The sequence below is a fragment of the Methylobacterium sp. WL119 genome, from assembly GCF_008039875.1.
Taxonomy (GTDB): domain Bacteria; phylum Pseudomonadota; class Alphaproteobacteria; order Rhizobiales; family Beijerinckiaceae; genus Methylobacterium.
Genome location: NZ_VRUU01000021.1, coordinates 1 through 22,760, shown reverse-complemented (window position 1 = coordinate 22,760; position 22,760 = coordinate 1). Strand labels below are relative to the sequence as shown.

Sequence of the window (22,760 nt, the reverse complement as noted above, 5' to 3'; positions counted from 1 at the left end):
TACCCTCGCGTGACGTAACAGATCAGAAAACCGGACCCGTAACATCTGGGTTGACGCTGCCTATTTGTAACGCGGTAGCCTCGGGCATAAAGCCTGAGGTGACACATGCCCCGTATAGGTTATGCCCGCGTTAGCACCGTCGATCAGGATCTCGACGGGCAGCTCAATCGCCTACGCTCCGAAGGCTGCGCGATCATACGATCCGAGAAGGTGTCGGGCGGTAGCCGCGAGGGGCGAACCGAATTGGCCACCATCCTTGAGTTCCTACGCAAAGGCGATGAGTTGGTTGTCACGAGGCTCGATCGCCTCGGGCGTGATACCCGCGATGTGCTGAACGTCGTGCACGAAGCCGAGCAGCGCGGCGCTTCCGTCACTGTCCTCGACCCTCATGTCTCTACGCGCGAAGAGATGGGTCACGTGGTAATCACCGTTCTTGGCATGGTGGCGCAGATGGAACGGCGCTTCATTAAGGAGCGGCAGCGGGAAGGCATCGCCCAGGCGAAGGCTACCGGCGTGTACCTTGGTGGCAAGCGTAGGCTTGATCGCGATAAGATTCGGGCACTGCAGCTTGCCGGAAGCGGTCCGGCAGCGATTGCCGCCGCGTTAGGATGCTCACGAATGCAGGTCTACCGCATCTTGCGCACACCTTGATCACTGGGGCGTCGCAACGACTGCTTCCGACTGATACCCGCGCATATACTCTACGACCAGGTTGGGTGGATTTGAGCTATTCCGCTTCAGGGCAGCGATGCATGAAGGCGGACATCATCGCCGAGCGTTCTCTCGACCCGATGCGGACACTCGTTAAAAATGTGTCACGGTTCCAGGTAGCATAAACCAAAAATTGACCTCGACGTGCAAAACTGGTGGACTAAACGTGTTGCTTAGTAATATCAGTTATATTTGGCGACCAAGGCTGCTCTTCAGAAAGCATCGGTGCCACTTGATATGCTCATCTCGTTCCTGATCGACACCGATCGTAAGACGGATCCGCTGGATGCCGACCTAAAGGCTAGGGCGCGCGTCGAGCAGCTTGATGTCGCGCTGCGCCTTGTACCGTTCACCATCCTGGTCAGCCTCGGGGTCGTGCAGGTAGTCGTCTACCTGTTTTGGGGGGGTGACCATCGCACCTATCTCGTTTGCCTGGAAGCTGCAGTACTGCCCTTGGCAATTCTCACATTGCAGCAATGCTGGCTCTGGCGCTCGCGCCCTAAGCCAGTCGAGGTCCGACCCGCTTTTATCTGGCGCGTCATCCTCGTTGCCCATCTGTACGGTTTGCTGCTTGCTTCCCTTCCGGTCATGCTGTTCGGGGGGGCGGACGCACAAGGGCGTCTCCTCATTGCCTCCTCGTGCGCAGGCCTTATCGCGACGGGCATGAGCGCGGCTGTCCTGCCGCGGGTCGCGATTGGATACTCGGGTCTGATCATCATCGGTTCGTTCGTCGCCCTAGCAGCGACCGGTGAGCAATTCTACATCTACGTGGGGATCCTGCTCGTCTTCTATGCGGCCTTCATCTGCTTCACGATCCTGCACCTTAGCCGGCTCCTGAAGATGCGCGTCGTTGCGCAAATCGACTTGGAGCGCCAGCAGGAATTTACACACTTGCTACTTAACGAGTTCGAGGAAAACGCGAGCGATTGGCTTTGGGAGACCGATTCCGACCTTCGCCTCAGGCACGTGTCCCCACGGCTAGTCGAAGTCGCCGGCTCGTCCGAGCGGCAGCTCCTGGGCCTGCCGCTCGAACGGCTGCTCCTGCCCCCGTTAGCTCTACCCGATAGCCATCCTGGCGCGGCCTTGTGGGATTGTATCGCCGAGCGTCGCGTCTTCCGAAACCTTCTCCTGCCGCTGGACATTGCGGGCCAACGACGAATGTGGTCCTTAAGCGGGAAGCCGACGTTCGGCAATGGCGGCGCATTCTCGGGGTATCGCGGCGTCGGGTCGGATGTCACCGAGAAGCGGCTCTCGGAGGAGCGTCTCTCGTACCTCGCGTTGCACGATCCGTTGACGGACCTCCCGAACCGAGTTTCGTTCCAACAAATGTTAGAAAGCGCGCGCGAGCGGCTCCTCGGGGACGATCTGCTTGTCGTACTCGCGCTCGACCTCGACGAGTTCAAGTCCGTGAACGATACCTTCGGTCATGCAACCGGAGACGGCCTACTACGTGTGGTCGCCGAACGCCTGTTGGCCTTCAAAGCAACGTACTTGCATGTGGCGCGATTGGCAGGGGACGAGTTCGCGGTCCTAGTCACGGGATGTTTCGCGCGGGATGTATACGCGATCGAAGCTATCGCGGGACGTATCGTCGCGGCGATTGCAGCCCCCATCACCATCGACGGTATTCAGCTTGGCGTTGGGCTCAGCATCGGCATCGCCATCGCCCAGCGGGATGGGTGCGACGACATCATGCGACGGGCCGACCTTGCGCTCTATCGGACGAAGCGTGAGGGCCGGAACGGCTATCGGTTCTACGAGGCCGAGATGGACGACCAGATCCAGGCGCGGCGGGCCCTTACCGCCGACCTGCGGGGTGCCCTCGATCGCAACGAGTTCATTCTCTATTTCCAGCCCATCGTGACGGCCGACACGTCTCGCATCCGCGGGTTCGAGGCGCTTCTGCGCTGGAAGCATCCGGTAAAGGGCTTTGTCTCGCCCGCCGATTTTATCCCACTCGCCGAGGATACGGGGGTCATCATACCGCTCGGTGGATGGATCCTACGCGAGGCTTGCCGGATCGCTGCCGGGTGGCCGGACGGCATCAGGGTCGCCGTCAATCTTTCACCGAGGCAGTTCCAGCATTCGGACCTACCGGTCCTAGTGCGCTCCGCCCTGCAGGAGAGCGGCATGGCTGCTGCCCGGCTCGAGTTGGAGATCACAGAGACAGTGTTCTTAGAGGCGACTTCCGCGACCAAGGTGATGCTCGTCGATCTGCGGGAGATGGGTGTGAGGCTGTCGCTTGACGATTTTGGAACTGGCTACTCCAGCTTGAGTTACCTACGCCGTATCGCGTTCGACAAGATCAAGATCGATCAGAGTTTCGTCCGAGATCTTCCGCACGAGCGCGGTAGTGTGGCAATTGTGCAGGCGATCATCGACTTGGCGACGAGCCTGGATATGACAATCACAGCCGAGGGCGTCGAGACGGAGGCGCAGCGCCAGTGTCTACTAAGTCAGGGCTGCCACGAGTTCCAGGGTTACTTGTTCGGTAAGCCCGTTCCGGCCGAACAGGCCTGCCTCCTCGCTGGAAACCGGGACTCCCGGTCCGACGTGCACCGAGCGGCCTGAGGCCGACCTCTATATCTCGGACCCCACCGTGTTGGACGGGCCCAAAGCGCCCGACGCCGTATTCGGGGAACTCTTCGGCCAGTACGGGAGGAAGCCCTCGACAATGGATCGCGGAATATCCAACGGACGATAGTGTTCCGTGTCGACAAACATCAATGACTGCTCTCCTCTGCCGAGGAGGCCGCTTTTCGCGCTATGAATCTCGTGCGCTAGGGTCACGAATTTACGATTGTGGCTCGCTATACGGATCTTGACCTTGATCGGCTCGAACTCTGCGGCCTCGCGACGGAAGTCATGATGGAAGGATTTAGTCAGAATAAAGAAATCCGTCCCGCTCAGATCGAAGTCGGGCATGCAGGCATTGAAGAACATCTCGCGTGTCTTGCCGACCCAACGCACGTAGTTAGCGAAGTAGACGTTACCAACTGAGTTCGTGTCGTCGTATGTCGGGATCAGATTCAGGGTGAACCACTGTCCGTCGAAGCCATGGGTGCCGCCCAATTCATCGCGATCCCTCACCGGGGTCAGGGTCACCACTTCCGACGCTCGCCCCCCTTTCGGCATCGTCGCAACGACCGGCGGCGCACCGCCCCACCCGAGCAGCTCCGTGATCATCGGCAAGGCGCCAATGAGCCCGATGAGCGGCGCGATCGAAAGAAGCGCCCAACTCGGGGCAACGTAGCCGACGAGGAAGACAAGACACGCGGTCATTCCGATCATGTAACTAAGGACCGGATCGTACCGACGCGTCGCGCCGAGTGTCCTGCAGACGAGGCATGCCGCCCCGCCGACGAGGATCGTTGCGAACGGCATCATGAGGTACACGAGCGAGAGGCCGGACCAGATCGCGATGGAGGTGGTCGCCACAGCAGCGCCGAGGATCCAGACCGGGGACGACACAAGTCCCGCCGGCACGAAGGCGAGTAGCGGTGAGTTACTGCGCGCCGTGACGGACGCGCCGAGCCACCGCGTGGAGCAGTAGAAGCTGTCGATCGTAGAGGCAGCTGCGATCGCCGTCCAAACCACGAACGCTGACGTTGTGACAGTGTTATGATCGCGCGCGATCGCCTGGGCGACGGCCGCGAACGCTCCCGGAATGCCATCGGACGAGGTGATGGGCTCGCCGAGCCCTGCCGCCGCGGCGAGCAGGGCGTTCACGACGAGCAGGCCAAGAAACAAGATCGCGCCGGCAACGTAAGCGAACCGGACGGATGCGCCCGAACGTCGAATCTCGACCGCCCGCTGCCACTGTTGGACATCCATCCAGGGACCAAGCAGGAAACCGACCAGTGACGGAACGATGAGGCCGTAGAAGCGCTCGTCGAAGGTGTAAAATGGGACCTTGGTGCCATGAGGGGCCGCAACCAATCCGGGGAACATTACGACACACGCTAATACACCCAGGGCCAGTGAGACGCCGTGAACTATCCTGATGCCGCGAAGCGGGATCGCGTGACCGATGGAGCATGCGACGAGGACCAGAGCAACTACACCCACGATCGCGCCCGGCCCGAACAACGGCAGCCACGCATACGCGACGAAGCCGAAAATCGTAATCGCAACAGCGAACAACTGGCCAAGAGAGAATAGCAGCGCATAGGGACCCTGGACGACGGCTACGATCCGGTCGAGGTCTCGACGTGGCGCGCCCAGGATCCAGCCGAATAGGCCGAGGCCCGCAGCGTTCGGAAGGGCGAAAGCAAGGAAACCCAGCCATCCGTATGACAGTGTCACATGGATGGCATAGAAAAATCCGAGCCCCCAGAACCACGACAAAGCAATTGTTGGGGACCAGGATGACGAGCGAGCGATTCTAAATGTCATCGTACCTGCGAACGTTCAGCCAGTTAGCTCATCAATAGCCGATCTATGGCGGCACGGGAATATGGCGAAGGCGGAAATAGACCTCTTAGCATCGTGACCGAATCGGACGATAAGGGGCCATCAATGCGGAAGATCCATATGGTGGCGGGGTGGGCCTGAACCTGTTCGTCACGATGCGCACCGTGTGCAGTCGATTAAAAGTGTGGCGGCCCCAGCCGGACCGGAGGCACATTCGGGTGACGCTTGCCCAAGCGCAAGCACGGCGCTGGTGGAACTCGAACGGTTTAATCGGATGCTCAGCATCGTTCACCGCAATGAAGCCGAGTTCGCCAAGCTGAAGGCCACCGTGCTTCATCGGTAGGGTTTGCCATATCCCATGGCCGACCGCAGTCCAGCTAAGCCGAGGCCGAGGCCGAGGCCGAACCTAATTGGACCGAGCAGGCGGACAGCGGTAGTTACATCGTCATAGCGATCAGTTGGTTCACCAGTGCGAGCTCGGTGGGGCTCAAGCTTGGCGCTGGGGTTGGCGACGGGAAGTTGCGCGCCTGCCGCGCTGAGGTGCTTCGTAGAGCACGTGGCGGCCTCGCGCGGTTGAGTCCGCTTACCGTCTGAGCCGAAGCCACTGAGCAACACTATCTAGCGTGGGCGAGCGTGCGCTCGGTCACGCTGCTACGCCGGTCGGAGGGTATACCGGGCGAGACAGGCGACGAAAAAGCCTAATGGTGGGAAGCTGACCATCAGTATTCGCCCTTAACGTCCGTACTGGGTGGTTTCGAGACCGTCCGCCTGCCAGCATAAAAGGGTTCGAGCGGACGTCACTCAACGCGCTTTTAGGACCTTCGGCTGATCTTGGAAGCAACCTCGCGCGTTGGCTCTCGACGGCATCGGTCTTACCCGGACGCGCTCATCACGTTTCGCGCAGCCATTTCCAGACGTGTTGCAACGTCCCCTGACCGCTGACTTGCTGAGTCATCTGACGCTCGCTACGCCAAGCCTGGGGTGGGACGCCGTAGCGCTTGCGGAAGCTGCGGCTGAGATGTGCGACACTGCTGAAGGCAAACACTTCGGCTAACCGGCCGATAGTGCGCCTCTCCATTGGATCGGCCAGAGCGTCGCGTACCGCCCTCAGTCGCTCACCCTGTACGAAGTGCATTACTCCCCCCTCAGGCTCAAATAGCCGGTAGAGGGTGGCCCTCGAGACCAGCATCTGCCCGGCGATGAATTCCGGCGAAAGATCGGGCCGTAACAGGTTCGCCCGCACGATCATCTTGGCCAGCGCCATTAGGCCGCCGTCGAGTTCGCGACCGTCCAGCGCGTCCGAAGCCTGCGAGCCGTCGAGCAGGCGGTGCAGGAAGATAACGAACTCATCGGCGATCGCTGGAGCCTCGTTGACGGGTGTGGTCGGCAATCGGCGATAGATGTCTACAATATGCGTAGCCAGTAACCGGTTACGGGCCGCATCGAAGAGCAGGTCATGCTTTTCAAGCGATAAACCGTGCAGGTAGGTACACGGGACGATAATACCGGTTGTATCGGCTTGGTTGATCATGCCATCGACCAAGTGACGGCGGCAAATGAGCATCACAGTGCCAGGCGAGGCTAAGATATCTTTGCCGGCGATTACGCCTCGGAAGCGACCAGAACGGTAGAGTTGGAACGTGTAGTGGTCGGGGCCAGCATCGACGCGTCGGCGGTCCCGTTGAAGGCATTGAGTTGAAAGTAGTGTACGATGAGCAACAAGATCGCCGATTTGAAACGCGATGTTGCTGCCGAAAGGCAGGACGGCAGATGGCGTTGTTGGTTTGACCTCGTACAACGGCGCCATGAGGGTGCGCCATCGCTCATAGGCCTCTCCGAGGGCCAAACCCGACGTCGACAGCAAGAAGTAAGGCAGGCCGGCTTCAACCGTGACATCTTCTGCACCCAACCAACCACATCCTTTACCAATCGATCCGTTCAGCCGAGAACGTTAGGCATGCGGCCCATGGCAGGGCAAGCCAACTATCTGCGGGCCGCATCGGAGAGCGCAAAGCTACGGCTGGCAAGGCAGATGGCGGCCTTGGGTGAGACCGCAAACCACCATCTACGGCAACATCGGGTCGGTAGCCGAATGGCGGCTTGGGGTGGGGAGCGGACCCTGACCCTTCGCCCTGAACAGGACATTCCGCCTGCGACCCGAGACGGGCGCTCCTGCTCTCCGTCCAAAGGCCTTGAAGCGGACAGTCGGCATCTATGGCACGGTGGCACTCACGTCCTGTCGTCGATCCTAACCTATGGTCCGTAGATTTGAGAACTTGGCTGCTAGTAAGTCAATTTGTGCTATTAATTAAATATAAATCCTGTGTAGACGAGATTTTGTTAATTTTTGAAAGCTAAGCCTATGTAAGAGTGAGGGGGTAGAATGGCACGAAGCGCTGTAAAGAGCCCTGATGCGCTCGCATCGCTGCTCCATAGGCCATTCTATCGGTTGACGTTTCCGTCTGCCATCGAGTCCGCGTTTCAGACGGCGGGGCATGAGTCGCGAAGGCGCGAATCGACGCTTGCGACATGCATTGGGCTGATCATCTACTGGGCTTTGTACTACGCCGACTGCCTCCTTCTCAGCGATGTCGTTTCGACGGCTGCCATTATCCGCTTCGGCATCGTCACGCCGATCGGATTCGGCGTGATTTGGTTCTCCTACCGCACGCAGTCTCGTCGGAGTCGCGAGATCGTGCAATCCGCCTCGATGATCATGACGGTATTGAGCTTCACAGCAATGGAGCTGGCAAGCTCTATGCCTGGACGGACCTATCACAATTTTGGTTTTGTTGAAGTCATCGTTTATGCTGCAATCGTTCAACGCCTTCCATTCAAGTACGCGTTAACTTCTATCATTGCGATCACGTTCGTGCACCTGGCAACCGTGCTCCAGATGCACGAAGTTGAGCTGCAGATCCGTCTTGCTGCCAATTCCCTCGTTGCTGCCGCGGGGGCGTTTATCTTAGTCGCGAGTTATTCGGCAGAGCGATGGGATCGTCAGCGTTTCATAATGACGACCCTCGACGCTGTACGCGTGGCTGAGCTCGATCACCTGTCGCGATGCGATGCGTTGACCGGCTTGTCAAATCGCCGTTCTCTCGATGATTTCCTTTCGCAAGATATGACCGGACCTGTCGCCGTCATCCTCCTCGATGTCGACGCTTTCAAACGGTACAATGACCATTACGGACATCAGCAGGGGGATATGTGCCTCCGCTTAGTGGCTCAAGCGGTTCAGTCGGCCGCAGGAAACGCATCGTTCGTCGCGCGCTACGGTGGCGAGGAGATTGTGATCCTTCTCCAGCAAGCCAATGACGATCGCGCGTGGCGTTTGGCAGAGGCGGTCCGTGTTGCCGTACAGGACCTTGCTCTTCCACATGTGGCCAGCGGTACCTCGTCCGTAGTGACCGTAAGTGTCGGCTGCGCCATAGGCTCCTCGTATCAAGACCAAGGATTGAAGCGGCTAATTCGGCAGGCGGATGAAGCGCTTTACCGGGCGAAGTCAACCGGTAGGAATCGGGTCGCCACCTTTGGGGAATCGCCCGCGGCATTGGCTCTCGTTTCCTAGATTGGTTGGCCCGAGAGGCGATGTCGAGGTCAGGTGCAGCAGATCCGACGATCGCACCACCTGCGGACTGCTGAAACAGTACCAGGGCCAGTCGGAAAGCCCCCTATGGGTCACGAGCAGTCGCTGCGGGTCTGTTTGCTTCATCGCATCCGCCGTCCGGAAGCGGACGGGCAGTAAACCACCCTTAGCCGCCCTTCACTGTTGAGCGGAGTGCCGGCGACAGCGGCGAGGGCTTCTAGCTTGATCCGTTCACCACGTTCGACATCCTGACGCATGGTGCGGGGGAGCGCGCCCCGTGGCCTGCGCCGTGGCGTCGGCAAAGGACACAGTGGCAGGATTTGCCACTGTGTTGCCTTACGCCCGGTTGCTTGCGTTCGCTCTGGCAACGCCGTGCGCCGTCTCTAGGCGCATGCGGTGCGGTGCAATGCTCAACGCTGGCCTTGCACTTTAATAGATTGTTAAGCACCGCCTGTGTGTAGCCTGGTAAAAATTATAACGATGTATGAACAGGGCTATCTTCGATGATCGATGTAGGAGATCGTTAAGCATCAGAGACGGGGACGAGCGATGCGCGAAGCAGCTGAAGACACTGGCTTTATCCTCAAGCTCGCTCTCGTGATCTTCATAGGCCAGGGCCTGATGATGCTGGTCCACTGACCGGCCCACAACTTGGCCACCTTCGGGGCGCTGCCTAAGCGGCAGAACCGGCGCCGCTTCATTGCAGGCGCTGGATGCACCGGAGCCCTACCATGCTGAAGATCGTCGGCGCCATCCTCACCGTCGCAGCTGTCGTCGCGATCGGAGGTCTGGTGCAGCTGCCGGCGCGGGCTGTCAGAGCCGTTCGTGGCCTTGTTGGGCGCCCCCCCCCGCGGTCGCACAGATCACGGCCCGCGGATAGAGCGGGCGCCCCGTAGGGGAAACCTCCGTCGATGAGATGCCTTCGCCTGATAGAGCATTGGGAGGACCCCATGAGCGACGACGAAGCGACGTAGACAGAAGCAGCCGGTACCCAACCGCCAGGCCACCCGCTCGATCCTGCGAAGGCGCCTGTACCTCCGGCAGAGAGCGCCGGACCGACTTCCCCCGGCCTTCCCGATCCGCAGCCGGACCATGCTCCTGAAAGCGGCGGCTACGAGGGGAAGCCGCCGTCGACCGGCTCTGGGAACGCCAAGGGCGGGTATGGAGCTAGTTAAGGCCCCCAAGCCCGCCGCTGGATCACGGCGGGCTTCTGTAGACCGTTCAGGCGGCCATACGACCGGCACGGCCCAGGCCGATGTTCTTCGCGAGGGCGGAGCGGGCCTTGGAGTAAGCGGCAGCCGTCGTCGGATAATCGTCCGGCAGGCCGAACTTCGCCCGGTAGCTGTGCGGGTCGAGCCCATGCTTCGTGAGGTGGCGCTTGAGGGTCTTGTACGCCTTCCCGTCGATGAAGCTGACCAGGTCCTCATGGCGGATCGACTTGCGGATCTGCGCTGCGGTCGGCAGCTCGACCTCTTCGGCCGGGGCGTTAGCACGATCGGCGGCTGTCCCGTTCGCGATGCCGTTGAGAGTCGCATGAACGGTGCGGATCAGAGCGGGAAGCTCAGTCGCTGGTACGCGGTTGTTCGAAACGTAAGCAGCGACCAGTCCGGCTGCCATCGTGAGCATATTGGGGTTCAACCCCAGGTTTTCTTCAGTCACTTCGATTGTCCTGTGTGTGCCTCTCGGGCGTGAGATTTACCGATCTCTCATCCAGATCAAGGTATGACTCGCACAAGATCGCGCGAGCCTGCTGTGATCTGTACGCATGATCGGGGGACATGTTTCGCGGAAGAGTGGGCCGGGGCGTCCTCATGGGTGGCCCCGGCTACTCGTGGATAGCGACGGCGCCTACTTCCACGACAGGCTATCGAGGCCCACGGTGCCTCGAACGACTCCGAAGCTCAGCACCAAGCCGGCTTGGCGGTTCAGCACCGAGCGACCCTCGTATTGAGCGCCGTCGGCTGTGGCTGGAACAGTCAACATGTCTTCTGCAGCAGCCTGTAATGGGGATAGAAGCCCCGGACGCCCAAGCGGTCCGGGGCTTCTATCCCCCTGCTATGCCTCATGTCGAAGCGCATCCACGAATTTTCATCCATGTTGTACCTTCCGGTAGCGTTTTTATCATCGATAAGCCTTGACGATCTACGTTCTTCGGCAGAGGCGTAAATTCGCTTGGTGAAAGGAATTATCGTGGACGAACAAGTCGAAGCTCAATCTGCCATCTTTATGACACTCGCTGCCGACCTCGTCGCGGCCTACGTGTCGAACAACAACGTGCCTGTGTCGGAGCTACCGAACATCATTGCCAGCGTGCATGCGTCCTTGTCTGGTCTTGCCAACGGGGCGCCCGCCGAGCCCGCGGGCCCCGAGAAGCCGACGCCGGCACAGATCCGCAAGTCGGTCACGCCCGACGCGCTGATCAGCTTCATCGACGGGAAGCGCTACAAGACACTCAGGCGACACGTGACCGTGGCCGGTCTGACGATGGATGAGTACCGGGCGCGCTACGGCCTCCCAGCGGACTACCCGTCGACCGCCGCGAGCTACTCCGCCCAGCGGTCCGAGCTTGCTCGATCCCTCGGCCTCGGTCAGCAACGGAAAAAGGCGGCTCCCAAGGCTGCCGCAGCCGACGAAACAGTCTCCGAGGTGCCCAAGACCGGCGGTAGGAAGCCCAAGGCTGCTAAGGCCCCTGAGGAGGCTCCGAAGGCCCGTGGGCGGAAGAAGGTCGAGAAGGTCGCCGAGACAGCTTGAGGCCGCTCAGCGCCCCGTTCCGGCACACTACGGCATCCGGTGCGGTGACACGTTCCTAACGCTGCCTCGCCATCCTGCACCCGGGCCAAGTTGCGTATCGGCCTATCGCTGGTGAGATAGTCGACCTCCCCCGCCAGCCCGTAATCGGATCGGGCGGCGGGGCCGAGCCGGTCAACGCGTGGTCAGGCAGCGCTACTCCGCTGCTGTCGAGATAAGCCTCGTCCGCCGCGGATGCCTTCCCCCTGCATTTAAGCGGGCCAGGGTCCGCCGCGTGGCGGAGATGGCGTCGGCGAGATCCTCTGAGAGCTCACCTCGGTGTGCCAACGCTTCAAGGCGACGAATAGCGGCCATATCGGACGCGTTGACCCTGCCGGGCTGAGCCTGGATCGATCGCATCAGCGTACGCGCCAGCTCTTGGGTCAGCTCAAGTGCTCTACCAAAATCGGTCGTATTGTCATTCATAGCTGACCTGTGATCATCAAGGTTCTTTTCTTCATATATATTGCTGTAATCTGAAAATAATGAATAGGTTTATGGTTCTTTTGGTATTTTTAGTTCACAAAGTTTTTTTATTAACCTTTACGTCTATATGAAGTTGCACGAATGCTCTAAATCTCACGGATGGTGAGTGCGCATATGCTAACCCTTGCTGGAATATGTTGAATATCTGGGCAGAAATAAGTATTATTCCGCCTATCATTCCGTGTCATGAAGCTGTTAGTTCGAGAGCGGCCGTACCTTTGCCGCTCAGGATTGATGCCATGCAGACCCTGGGATTGTCCGACGCGCACGAGCGCGGATCGGTGACTGATCGTCGTGCCGTAGCTCTCGACAATGCGCTATGGTTTCGCGCTTTGGCCTAGCGCGCGCTCCGCGATGGCGCCCCCAAGGCTGAACTGCGCGCGGCCAATGCCCGAGCGACGGCCCGCATCGTGCTGCGTCAAGTAAGGCGGGAGGCTTTGGTTCGTCGGCTAGTGCTCGACGCCGGGGCGGTCGAAGCATAGGCGTCTGACCTGTGTTTCAGTGCTGCCACCCGAGCTTCTCACCTGATCGAGCGCCAAAGCCGCTCAGGACGTTTGAAGCTTTTTGTCTGTCCGGTCATCACCAGACACGCCGCGCGGCGTGAACGCAACCACGTTCCCCTCAGAGTGCTTCACGGAAGGCACGCTCGAAGCTGCAGGCATCTGAGCAGCCATTTTTCGCCGTTCGATCGATTGACCGATCGCGCTTTTCACGGACGACGCGTATCCCCGCCGAGACAGCCATTTTAGGTAAGCGACACCGTTCATCATTCAAAGCCTGATCTGTTCGTTAGCGGCGTGAGTAACGCACCAACGTCAGGAACAGACCAGAACCTTATTGTCTGAGCGTCCTAATCTTTTGTCTCTACGTCTCATTTTTAAGAACATCCGTGAACGGCTTCGATATCACGTGCCGCCCGGATGCGTCGTAGACCTCAACCGTCCAAGTCGACCAATCGCGCCGAGGGCTGCCAAGCATCACGTCCAGTGCGACGCGCTCGGCGTGGGCGCATTAGTGCCCAGGTCGGCAGCCGCTTGCCATGCCGATCGGCGACAAGGTCGTGCCCATTCGTACAGTGGAAGCGGTAAAGTGGTGTCGGCATTGGTCTTCTACCCCGCCCACCACACCATCTCACCACTGCACGCCTGGCCGTGGTCGCCATGGTTGAACCGTCGGTCTGCTTGCTGTCTGTTCCTTGTATGTTCTTGAGCAACTCGGAGCGTCGATGCACCCCCAGCCGCACGAAACGCCTGTGGAGATCCGGCCCGCTGAGGCCGACGCGATCGCGTGGGCCTTGCACAGGCAGTCAAGGCATTCGAATTCGGCGATGGTGTCGTGCCGAGTCGAGTTCGCAGTCGGTGTTTGCAGGGCTATAGGCGCCTCGCCAGCGGCCTGTAGCAGGTCGGTGAGGCTCGGGGCGCTGCCACCTGGTGCCAGCGGCTCAGGCCCGTGCTGGTTAGAGCCGGGCCATCGACTTGCTCGACCGGCTCGCCCGCACCCTTGGTGTCGAAGTTGACCTGCCGCTGAGGCGCCCCGATGAAAATGCCGGAACGCCTCAACCTCCGCGAGCAGACCGAAAGCCGAAGAGCTGAGGCTGCCCGCACCGTCAGCACTCGTCGGCGCACATGATCGTCAGCACGCGGGTCGTGACGCTTGAATCAGCCAGGTCCGGCGAGTGGCCGAGCATGGCCGAGTCGTAGCAATCGATCTTCCAAAAGAACCGCTGCCCACCCACTTCGACCGTACCGAAGTCGTGCTCGCTATGCGGATTGTTGTCGGCATCGAAACGATCGAAGCGACGGACGGCCAGCAGCAAGGCGATGCGATCGGCTTCGCGAAGATCGACCGCACCAGGTGTCTCGACCACCTGACCACCGACGAAGGTCCGCCGAAAGGTGTCGTTCAGGGCGCGAACCGTGGCGGCAGAGGCAGCTGCTGCCAAGGCTGGCTCGGCATGGGTGTGAGGGTAAGCCATCTCCGGGCCTCCCCTGATCACGCTTCAACCGTGGGCGTAGGTTCTGCCGGGCTCAGCAGGGCGACATGCGCAAGGGTTCGAACCAGGACCGGCAGCTCCGGCCAGTCGCGCCAGCGTAGCACGAGGAGGTTCTCAGTTTTGACCTCGACGACCTTGGCCTCGAACCACCCGTCTTCGCCTCCGCCATGAACGAGCACGGTGCTGCCAGCGATGATGCTGGTCCAGTCCGTCGGACGATGCTCTTCAGCTGCCACGTCGCCACCAGGCCGTTGTGCCGTACCATCGGGTCGAGCTGCCTTGAGAGTGTCTGATGCTGCCGTGGCAGGCCCCGCCAGGGTGCTCAGGCGGTCGTACAGCCCCTTTTTGACGAATGGCACAAAACCCTTACCCGACGCGAACACCCGGCCCTGGGGTAGCTGTGCGGCGAGCGCACGATGCTCGTCAGTTTCGATAGCAAGGGTTCGCATGCCCATCAGGCCGGCGGCCTTCGTGGCAAGTTCGGTATCTGCCTGCGAGAACCGCGAGGCGTGCGGCTTACCGCCATCATCGAGCCCGAATACAATTAGTGAGACAAGTGAATCTCTCGCGTTCGTTTCGACACCGGCAGCGGGCTGGGTGGACGCTTCGGTTATGGCTTGCTCCTGAAATGCAAAAAGGGGCCCCGGCTGGGACCCCTTGTGATTGGTGAGGCGGGCAGATTCAGGCTGGCGAGATCGACATCGAGCGTCGTTGCGGTCAGGTGCTGAAGGCGATGGTCCGGGGTCGATCATAGCGAGCCTTTGGGCACCAAAGGTGCTGCCTAAGACGATCAATATAGGAATATAAGCTCTTTGTCAAATCGAGCTGCTAAGAAACCGAATCGTCATCCAAAATCTAAGTGAGTCCGGCACCTTATAAGCGGTCTCAGCGGAGGCTGAGCGAATAGGTATTTTGATGTTTTGTCGCGGTACACTGATAGCGGGATGCTAGCCGATACTTGATGAGGGGAACGGCATACGCGTGTAGTGCCTGTTTCCCGACGTGCTGGCATTATTGGTGGAGGCCGCTGACGGGACGTTCAGGTCTGTGGCTTGTCATTTTGGTCCCTTCTCTTGGCAGCCTTCATACTCATCGGATCGCTGTTCATGCCCGACCGGCCACTGCGTTTCTGAACACGCGCTTTGGCTGAAGAGCAGACACTTATTCTTCGCCCTGAAGCGGACGTTCCGCTTCCGACCCAAGCCGGCCGCCAGGATCGCTGTCTCGGCTTCTCGAAAGCAGCCACTCCCCAGCCCTCTGGCAGATACGGTTAGAAGCAACAACCGTATGGTGGTTCGGCCATCGGCGACAGCCAATCCCCGAGGGGGGGCGCCCGACGTCCCGCGCGACCGGCTTCCGGCCTTTTTGCTTGAGTGTGAGGTGCCATTGGGGAAAACTCGCCTCAACCAAGGGTGGAAACGACATGCCAGGGTCGACGTTTCAAACCAATCCGGTGGACCTACCGAAGGTCCTCGACGACTGCCACCGGGGCGTCATGCAGCTCCCGGATTTCCAGCGTAGCTGGGTGTGGGACGAAGACCGTATCAAGAGTGTGGTCGCCTCGATCTCCCGGGCTTTTCCGATCGGCGCCTTGATGTCGCTCGACACGGGCGGGCCGGTGAACTTTAAGCCGCGCCCTGTCGAGGGCGCTCCAACGGAAGCGCGTGACGTCGTTCCGCAATCGCTCCTGCTCGACGGCCAGCAGCGCATGACGTCGCTCTACCAAGTGACGCTGCGCGGCAAGGTGGTCGAGACCGTCACCCCCAAGAAGAAGCGGGTCAAACGCTGGTTCTACATCGACATCCGCAAGGCGCTCGACGCTGACACGGACCGCGAGGAAGCGATCATCGGCATGCCCGAGAACCGGATTGAACGCGGCAATTTTGGTCGCGCGGGCGAGCTGGATCTCTCCTCGGCGGCGCAGGAATACGCCCAACTGATGTACCCGGTATGCCAGGTGTTCGATTGGGACAGCTGGCAGGACGGCTTCGATGAGTATTGGGCCGGTGACGAGCACAAGGCCGTCAAAGCCGCCTTTCGGACCTTCAAGAAGGAAGTGCTCGAGAACTTCAAACACTACCGCGTGCCGGTGATCGCCCTCGATCGCTCGACCTCGAAGGAGGCGGTCTGCGTTGTCTTTGAGAAGGTGAACACCGGCGGTAAAGCGCTCGATGCCTTCGAGCTGGTGACAGCCATGTACGCGGCCTCCGGCCATGAGCTGCGCAAAGACTGGTACGGCGACGAGAAGACTAAGGGGCGACACCGCCGCTTGGTGGATACTTTGCGTTTGGCGGACACAGAAAAAGGCATCCTGGCCGGGGTATCGAACACCGATTTCCTGCAGGCGGTGTCGCTCTTCTACACGCGCGACAGACGTCGAGCGGCGGTCGAAGCCGGCAAGGAAGGCAAGGAGCTGCCTGCGGTCTCCGGCAATCGCCAGGCCCTGCTCGATCTGCCTCTGGAGGCCTACATCCGCTACGAGACGCAGGTGGAAGCCGGCTTCGTCCGGGCGGCCAAGTTCCTGCACATGCTGCACATCTACCGCATCTTCGATCTGCCCTATCAGTCGCAAATCGTGCCGCTGGCGACGATCCTCGCCGATATCGGCGACGCCTGGGAGCACGAGGCCAACCGCACAAAGCTGTTCCAATGGTACTGGAACGGCGTCTTCGGCGAGCTGTACGGCTCGACTGTGGAGTCCCGGATCGCCCGCGACTTCGTCGAGGTGCCGGATTGGCAAAGGGGTGGCAAGGCGCCATCGACCGTCAGCGAGACGATCTTCCGCGCGGACCGCCTAAAGACCATGCGGATGCGCCTTTCAGCGGCCTACAAGGGCGTAAACGCGCTCCTGATGCGGAAAGGCGCCGAGGATTTTCGCTCGGGCCAGGCATTCGATCACACCGTGTTCTTCGGCGAGAATGTCGACATTCACCACATCTTTCCGCAGGCTTGGTGCAAGGGCAACGGCATCAGTCCAGCCGTCTACGACTCGATCATTAACAAGACGCCGCTGTCGGACCGTACCAACCGGATCATCGGCGGTGCGGTGACCTGACCGGTATTTTGGACCGAGCCAATCGAGAGGCTACTGCATGGTGGCGGCCATGGGTAGCCGGAAGGCCAGATTCGGGTAGCTGACGGGCGCGGGCGGCCGATAGCCCAGCGACGAATGCGGTCGGAGGCGGTTGTAGGTGGTTTGCCAGAGACCGATCACGATCTGCGCTTCCTTCAGCGAGTAGAAGATCTCCTGGTTTAGACACTCGTCACGAAGCTTGCCGTTGAAGCTCTCGCAATAGCCATTCTCCCACGGGGATCCTGGCGCGATGTACTGGATCTGCGAGCCAGCTTTGGCGACCCACTTGCGCAACGCCTTTGCGATCATCTCGGGACCATTGTCGCAGCGGATGTTCTCCGGGATGCCGTGCAGGCACATCGCGTCGGCCAGCGCCTCGATCACGCCGAGGCTGTTGATGCGCCGCGCCACCTTCAGCGCGAGGCAGGCACGGCTGTGCTCGTCGATCAGCGTCAGGATGCGCAGGCTGCGGCCATCGTGCGTCTGGGCTTGCACGAAGTCGAAGCTCCAGACGTGATTGCGGTGAAGTGGTCGTAGCCGCACGCAGGAGCCGTCGTTCAGCCACAGGCGGCTGCGGGGTCTATGTCGGCTGGGGACCTTCAGCCCCTCGCGACGCCAGATGCGCTGAACCCGGTCTTTGCCTACCTGCCAGCCGGCTGCCTGTAGCAGCGCGGTGACGCGGCGATAGCCGTAGCGTCCGTACTCGGACGCCAGGGCGATGATGGCCTGGGTCAGCTCATCCTCATCGGTCAGTACGGTGGGTACGTAGCGCTGTGTGCCCCGGTGCTGGCCGACGATCCGACAGGCGTGACGTTCCGAGAGGCCGTACTTCTCACGGATGCCGTCGACTGCCTGCCGGCGCCGCTCGGGGGCTACAAGTTTCCCGAGGCGACGTCCGCCAGCACCTGCTTCTCTAGAGAAAGGTCGGCGACGAGCCGGCGCAGCCGAGCGTTCTCGCGCTCCAGATCCTTCATCTTCCTGGCTTGATCGACCTGAAGGCCGCCGTACTCCTTGCGCCAGCGGTAGTAACTCTGCTCGGAGATCTCCGCCTCCCTGCATGCAAGGGCCAAACTCTTGCCCTGGGCCGTCTGCACCTCAATCTGACGCAGCTTGAGCACGACCTGCTCCGCGTTCGTCTTCTGGCCTCGCCGCATGTCCAACTCCTTTGGTCCTGGCTGATCCTCTCAATCAGCCCGGTCCAAAGCCAGCCGGTCAGGTCACATTCATCCGACGATCATCGGACCGGACAGCAGCAAAACGCGCTGATCGCCACGGGCGGCCTCGCCCTCGCCATCGTCGCCGCGGTTCATCGGCGACCGCTGGACCTGTCCCGGATCGCGCACGAGACAGGACGCCCGGGACAGCCTCTGACGCTATCGGAACTGGTCCTGGCCGCGCGGCGCAGCCACTTCCGCGCCCGAGCGGTTCGATCGCGGCCGGCCCGCCTCGCCGCGCTTCCGCTGCCGGCCATCGGCCGATCCCGCGACGGCCGGTTCTTCGTGCTGGCCCGCCGGCAGGACGATCGCACCTTGGTGCAGCGGCCCGGCGAGGCGCCCGCCGTCTGGACCGATGCGGATCTGGCGCAGGAATGGTCGGGCGAGCTCGTCCTGTTGACCAGCCGTGACGGGGCGCCCGGCCCGCACGAGACTCGCTTCAGCCTCGCCTGCTTCCTGCCGGCCGCCGCCCGGTTCAAGGCCCTGTTCGGCGAGATCCTGGCGGTCTCCTTCGTCATCCAGCTCCTCGGGCTCGCCGCCCCCCTGTTCTTCCAGGTCGTGGTCGACAAGGTGCTCGTGCACAAGGGGCTGACCACCCTCGACGTGCTGGTGCTCGGGCTCGTGGCCGTCACCGGCTTCGAGGCGGTGCTCGGCTACCTGAGGACCCATGTCTTCGCGCATACCACCAGCCGGCTCGACGCCGTGCTGGGCGCGCAGGTGTTCCGGCACCTGCTCGACCTGCCGATCGCGTACTTCGGCGCGCGCGCCACCGGGCAGACCGTCGCCCGGATGCGCGAGCTGGAGAACGTGCGCCAGTTCCTGACCTCGTCGGCGATGACGCTGACCGTCGACCTCGTGTTCTCGTTCGTCTTCCTGGCGGTGATGACCAGCTACAGCCCGAGGCTGACCCTGATCGTCGTGCTGGGGCTGCCGCTCTACGTCGCCCTGAGCCTGATTCTCACGCCGATGCTGCGGCGACGGGTCGACGAGAAGTTCCGGCAGGGCGCCGCGCAGCAATCGTTCCTCGTCGAGAGCCTGGCGGGCATCGAGACCGTGAAGGCCATGGCGATCGAGCCGCAGGCGCGCCGGCGCTACGAGGAGGGGCTGGCCGCCTACATCGCCGCCTCGTTCCGGGTGGTGTCGCTCGCCGCCGCCGGCAGCCAGGCCATCCAGCTCGTGGCCAAGCTGACGACGGCGATCGTGCTGTGGTTCGGTGCGCACGACTTGATGGACGGTGCCCTCACGATCGGGGCGCTGGTCGCGTTCAACATGCTGGCCGGGCAGGTCAACCAGCCCGTCCTGCGGCTGGCCCAGCTCTGGCAGGACTTCCAGCAGTTCCGCCTCTCCGTCGAGCGCCTGGGCGACATCCTGAACACGCCGACGGAACTCGCCGGCACCGGCACCCGCCAGGACCTGCCGCCGCTGCGCGGCGCGATCCGGCTGGAGGGCGCGAGCTTCCGCTACCGCCCCAACGGCCCCGAGGTCCTGCGCGCCGTCGACATCGCGATCCGGGCCGGCGAGGTGGTCGGCGTCGTCGGGCGCTCCGGCTCGGGCAAGTCGACCCTGACGCGCCTGATCCAGCGCCTGCACGTGCCCGAGCGCGGCAAGGTGCTGATCGACGGCGTCGACCTCGCCCTGATGGACCCGGCCTGGCTGCGGCGGCAGGTCGGCGTGGTGCTGCAGGAGAACGTGCTGTTCGCCCGCACGGTGCGCGAGAACATCGCGCTCGCCGATCCGTCGCTGCTGATGGAGCGGGTGATCGCGGTGGCGCAGCTCGCCGGAGCGCACGACTTCATCCTGGAGCTGCCCCAGGCCTACGACACCGTCCTGGAGGAGCGCGGCGCCAACCTCTCGGGCGGCCAGCGCCAGCGGATCGCCATCGCCCGGGCGCTGGCCACCGATCCGCGCATCCTGATCTTCGACGAGGCGACGAGCGCCCTCGACTACGAGAGCGAGCGGGCGATCCAGGCCAACATGCGCGCGATCTGCCGGGGGCGGACGGTGCTGATCATCGCCCATCGGCTTTCGACGGTGCGCGGGGCGGACCGCATCCTGGTGATGGACCGCGGCCGGCTCGCCGAGGAGGGCACGCACCAGGATCTCGCGACCCGGCCCGGTGGGCTCTACGCCGGCCTCGTCGCCGTGGCGGGAGGTTGACGATGGGCCAGGTTCACCCCTTCCCGATCCCCGAGGCCGGCAGGGCGACGGCGCGGGCCTTCCTTCCGGCCCACCTCGAGCTGCTGGAGACGCCGGCCTCGCCGACCTTGCGGGCGACCGGCTGGGTCCTGATGGCGCTGGTCGCCGGCGCCGTCGGCTGGGCCTGCTTCAGCGAGATCGAGATCGTCGCCACCGCGCAGGGGCGCGTCGTGCCGGTCGGCGAGGTCAAGCTGGTGCAGCCGCTGGAGACGAGCGTGGTGCGCGGCATCCACGTGCTCGAGGGACAGCATGTCGTGGAGGGCGAGGTGCTGGTCGACCTCGACCCGACGGAGGCCTCGGCGGACCTGGAAGCCACCCGCATGGAGCGGATGCAGGCGCTCCTCGACGCGGAGGCCGCGCGCCTGCTCCTGAGCGAGACGCCCGAGCCGGTGATCGCGCCCTTGGCGGAGGTGGAGCCGGCCCTGCTCGCGGCGACGCAGGAGCAGGTGCGGCTGCAGATGAGGGAGCACCGCGCGGCCCTGGCCGAGCTCGGCAGCGAGATCGCCGACAAGAATGCGGCCCTCGCCGCGAAGGCGTTCGAGACGGCCAGGAACACCGAGCTGACCCCGCTGGCCGAGGACCGCTACGCGACGCAGAAGGGCCTGTACGATCGCGGCAACGCCTCGAAGCTCAATCTGCTGCAGGCGCAGTACGACCTGATCGACAAGCAGACCGAGAAACGATCCCTGCCCGAGCAGACGCATCAGCTCCGTGCGGAGATCGCGGGACTGGAGCAGAAGCGGACGCAGGTGCACGCGCAGTTCCTGAAGGAGGCGGCCGACCAGCGGGTGAAGGCGCTTCAGAAGGTGGCGGTGGCCGACCAGAGCCTGCGCAAGGAGCGCCAGCGCGAGGCCTTGCGGCACTTGCGGGCTTCGGTGTCGGGCGTGGTGCAGGACCTGAAGGTGCACACCCTCGGCGGCGTGGCGAACGCGGCCGAGAGCCTGATGACGATCGTGCCGGACGCGGCGCGCCTGGAGGTCGAGACGTTCCTGCCGCACCGGGAGATGGGGTTCGTGCGCGAGGGCCAGCGGGCGGAGACGAAGCTCGAGGCGTTCCCGTTCACGCGGTACGGCACGGTGCCGGGCGCGGTCCGGCTGGTGAGCCGCGAGGCGAGCGTCGCGCCGAAGCCGCCGGGGCAGGCGCCAGCGCCGACCGCATCCGGCGATGGCGAGGGACAAGGCTACCGTCTCCTCGTCTCGCTGGATCGGGCGCAGGTCCGCGCGGAAGGGGCGGAGGTGGCGCTGCGGCCGGGGATGACGGCGCAGGTCGACATCGCCACGGGCAAGCGCCGGATCGTCGCCTTCCTCCTCGATCCCATCGAGAAACACGTCTCGGAGGCAGGACATGAACGATAAATAAATCTAGCAAGAACCACAAGCAGATTATTAAATAAATTTAACTTAGTCCAAATGAGGACCTAAATGCGGAACACTATAGTTCTAAAATTTGCAACAACGACTTCCATAATTTTGATGCCACTATTCCTTACATCAGCGTATTACTTCAGTAAAATCAATAATGGCCAAATAAACTACTATGCGGATCTATCCATTATCTTATCATGCGTAGATATACTACCTTTTGTCGCGTCACTATGGCTTATACTGACAAGAAACGAAGACTTGGTGTCAAGCATAATGAAAGTATATAACAAAAGGCCGATGAAATATTTCATAGTGCTAAATTCAACCATAGTTTTTATGATGGTTATTGTTAAAAAGTTTTTATGACCAAAACATAAAACAAATCAATACGAAGACGATAGTACCGTGCGACAAAGATCTACAACATAATCTAAGCGTCCATCTCACAGGAAAATCAAAATGCCATCAATTGATGTTATTGGTCGGATCACCGGTGCGGCTGGTGGGATCGACTCGACCACAAGCGTTGGTTCAGATACCCTATCGCAAGCGAACAATAGTGCTCAGCTTTCAGCAATGGGCGCAGGATTGTTTACTGCCGTAGCTCCGCTGACAGCAGTTACGGCTGGCATGGTAGCGGCCGATCTCCAAATAAACAAATTGATCGCAGACCATAACCAAGGCGCTTCCACCAATACTCAAGTCGCGGATGTCATTACTTTGATCGGTGACATCAGTATCATCGGCGGTGGACTCAGCGCATATGTGGGTGCCGCTCCAGTAGGAGAATTGTTTGGTGCGCTGGGTGCTAGTGGTTGAGCCCTGACGGTTGAGTCCGTGTGGGGTTTCGGTTTGCGCCCCATCCTGCGAGTCTGGCGGGATGCGCAGTGGCATCTCTTTCACGCTCTCCACCTCGGATCGCCTTCGGCTCGAA

The 22,760-nt window shown here is 61.5% G+C and carries 14 protein-coding genes; 8 read left to right on the top strand and 6 right to left on the bottom strand.

Features of this window, described 5'->3' with window-relative positions; translation table 11 throughout:
* The first annotated feature begins 105 nt into the window (after window positions 1-105).
* Together FV227_RS10700 and FV227_RS10695 are read left to right on the top strand one after the other, a co-directional pair.
* Window positions 106-651, top strand: coding sequence for a recombinase family protein (locus FV227_RS10700; protein ID WP_147725512.1), 546 nt, complete (start codon window positions 106-108; stop codon window positions 649-651).
* A 297-nt stretch (window positions 652-948) separates the two neighbouring features.
* The gene (locus FV227_RS10695; protein WP_147725511.1) at window positions 949-3,282 is read left to right on the top strand and encodes an EAL domain-containing protein; all 2,334 of its coding nucleotides are present in this window, start codon (window positions 949-951) and stop codon (window positions 3,280-3,282) included.
* A 9-nt stretch (window positions 3,283-3,291) separates the two neighbouring features.
* Here FV227_RS10695 and FV227_RS10690 read toward each other — a convergent pair whose 3' ends face one another.
* Window positions 3,292-5,058: a thioesterase family protein gene (locus FV227_RS10690; protein WP_348642514.1), complete on the bottom strand. Its 1,767-nt coding sequence runs from the start codon at window positions 5,056-5,058 to the stop codon at window positions 3,292-3,294.
* Window positions 5,059-6,013: 955 nt separating this feature from the next.
* Window positions 6,014-7,033, bottom strand: a complete 1,020-nt coding sequence (locus FV227_RS10685; protein WP_246686474.1) for a helix-turn-helix domain-containing protein — start codon at window positions 7,031-7,033, stop codon at window positions 6,014-6,016.
* A gap of 648 nt (window positions 7,034-7,681) precedes the next feature.
* On the opposite strand from FV227_RS10685, the gene FV227_RS10680 reads away from it, so the two are divergent.
* A complete protein-coding gene (locus FV227_RS10680) occupies window positions 7,682-8,695 on the top strand; it encodes a diguanylate cyclase (RefSeq protein ID WP_187274753.1) in 1,014 nt (337 codons plus the stop codon).
* A gap of 1,239 nt (window positions 8,696-9,934) precedes the next feature.
* Here FV227_RS10680 and FV227_RS10670 read toward each other — a convergent pair.
* Entirely contained in the window at window positions 9,935-10,372 is a 438-nt protein-coding gene (locus FV227_RS10670) for a MucR family transcriptional regulator (RefSeq protein ID WP_348642515.1), read from the bottom strand.
* A 567-nt stretch (window positions 10,373-10,939) separates the two neighbouring features.
* Here FV227_RS10670 and FV227_RS10665 point away from each other — a divergent pair.
* Window positions 10,940-11,464, top strand: coding sequence for a MucR family transcriptional regulator (locus tag FV227_RS10665; protein ID WP_147858912.1), 525 nt, complete (start codon window positions 10,940-10,942; stop codon window positions 11,462-11,464).
* A 2,128-nt stretch (window positions 11,465-13,592) separates the two neighbouring features.
* On the opposite strand, the gene FV227_RS10650 is transcribed toward FV227_RS10665, so the two are convergent.
* Window positions 13,593-13,961: a DUF3768 domain-containing protein gene (locus FV227_RS10650; RefSeq protein ID WP_147858900.1), complete on the bottom strand. Its 369-nt coding sequence runs from the start codon at window positions 13,959-13,961 to the stop codon at window positions 13,593-13,595.
* Window positions 13,962-13,978: 17 nt separating this feature from the next.
* Complete coding sequence (locus FV227_RS10645) at window positions 13,979-14,731, bottom strand: hypothetical protein (RefSeq protein WP_147858899.1); 753 nt, start codon at window positions 14,729-14,731, stop codon at window positions 13,979-13,981.
* 671 nt (window positions 14,732-15,402) lie between these two features.
* Between FV227_RS10645 and FV227_RS10640 the strand changes: the two genes are divergently transcribed.
* Window positions 15,403-17,034, top strand: a complete 1,632-nt coding sequence (locus FV227_RS10640; protein WP_210246708.1) for a DUF262 domain-containing protein — start codon at window positions 15,403-15,405, stop codon at window positions 17,032-17,034.
* 30 nt (window positions 17,035-17,064) lie between these two features.
* Here FV227_RS10640 and FV227_RS10635 read toward each other — a convergent pair.
* Window positions 17,065-18,206, bottom strand: a protein-coding gene (locus FV227_RS10635; protein ID WP_147729914.1) for an IS3 family transposase whose coding sequence is annotated in 2 segments (ribosomal slippage) — window positions 17,065-17,939 and window positions 17,939-18,206 — 1,143 coding nt in all. Because the reading frame shifts where the segments join, the coding sequence is not laid out codon by codon here.
* Between FV227_RS10635 and FV227_RS10630 the strand changes: the two genes are divergently transcribed.
* The 3 genes from FV227_RS10630 (at window position 18,132) to FV227_RS10620 (ending at window position 22,645) form a co-directional block, all read left to right on the top strand.
* On the top strand, window positions 18,132-20,423 hold the full coding sequence (locus FV227_RS10630; RefSeq protein ID WP_281407533.1) for a type I secretion system permease/ATPase: 2,292 nt from the start codon (window positions 18,132-18,134) through the stop codon (window positions 20,421-20,423). The two genes, FV227_RS10635 and FV227_RS10630, sit on opposite strands and share 75 nt — an antisense overlap.
* Window positions 20,424-20,425: 2 nt before the next feature.
* The gene (locus tag FV227_RS10625) at window positions 20,426-21,817 is read left to right on the top strand and encodes an HlyD family type I secretion periplasmic adaptor subunit (protein WP_147728770.1); all 1,392 of its coding nucleotides are present in this window, start codon (window positions 20,426-20,428) and stop codon (window positions 21,815-21,817) included.
* Between the two features lie 468 nt (window positions 21,818-22,285).
* Window positions 22,286-22,645 carry a hypothetical protein gene (locus FV227_RS10620; protein WP_147858898.1) on the top strand — a complete coding sequence of 120 codons (360 nt, stop codon included), beginning with the start codon at window positions 22,286-22,288 and terminating at the stop codon, window positions 22,643-22,645.
* Window positions 22,646-22,760: the final 115 nt, after the last annotated feature.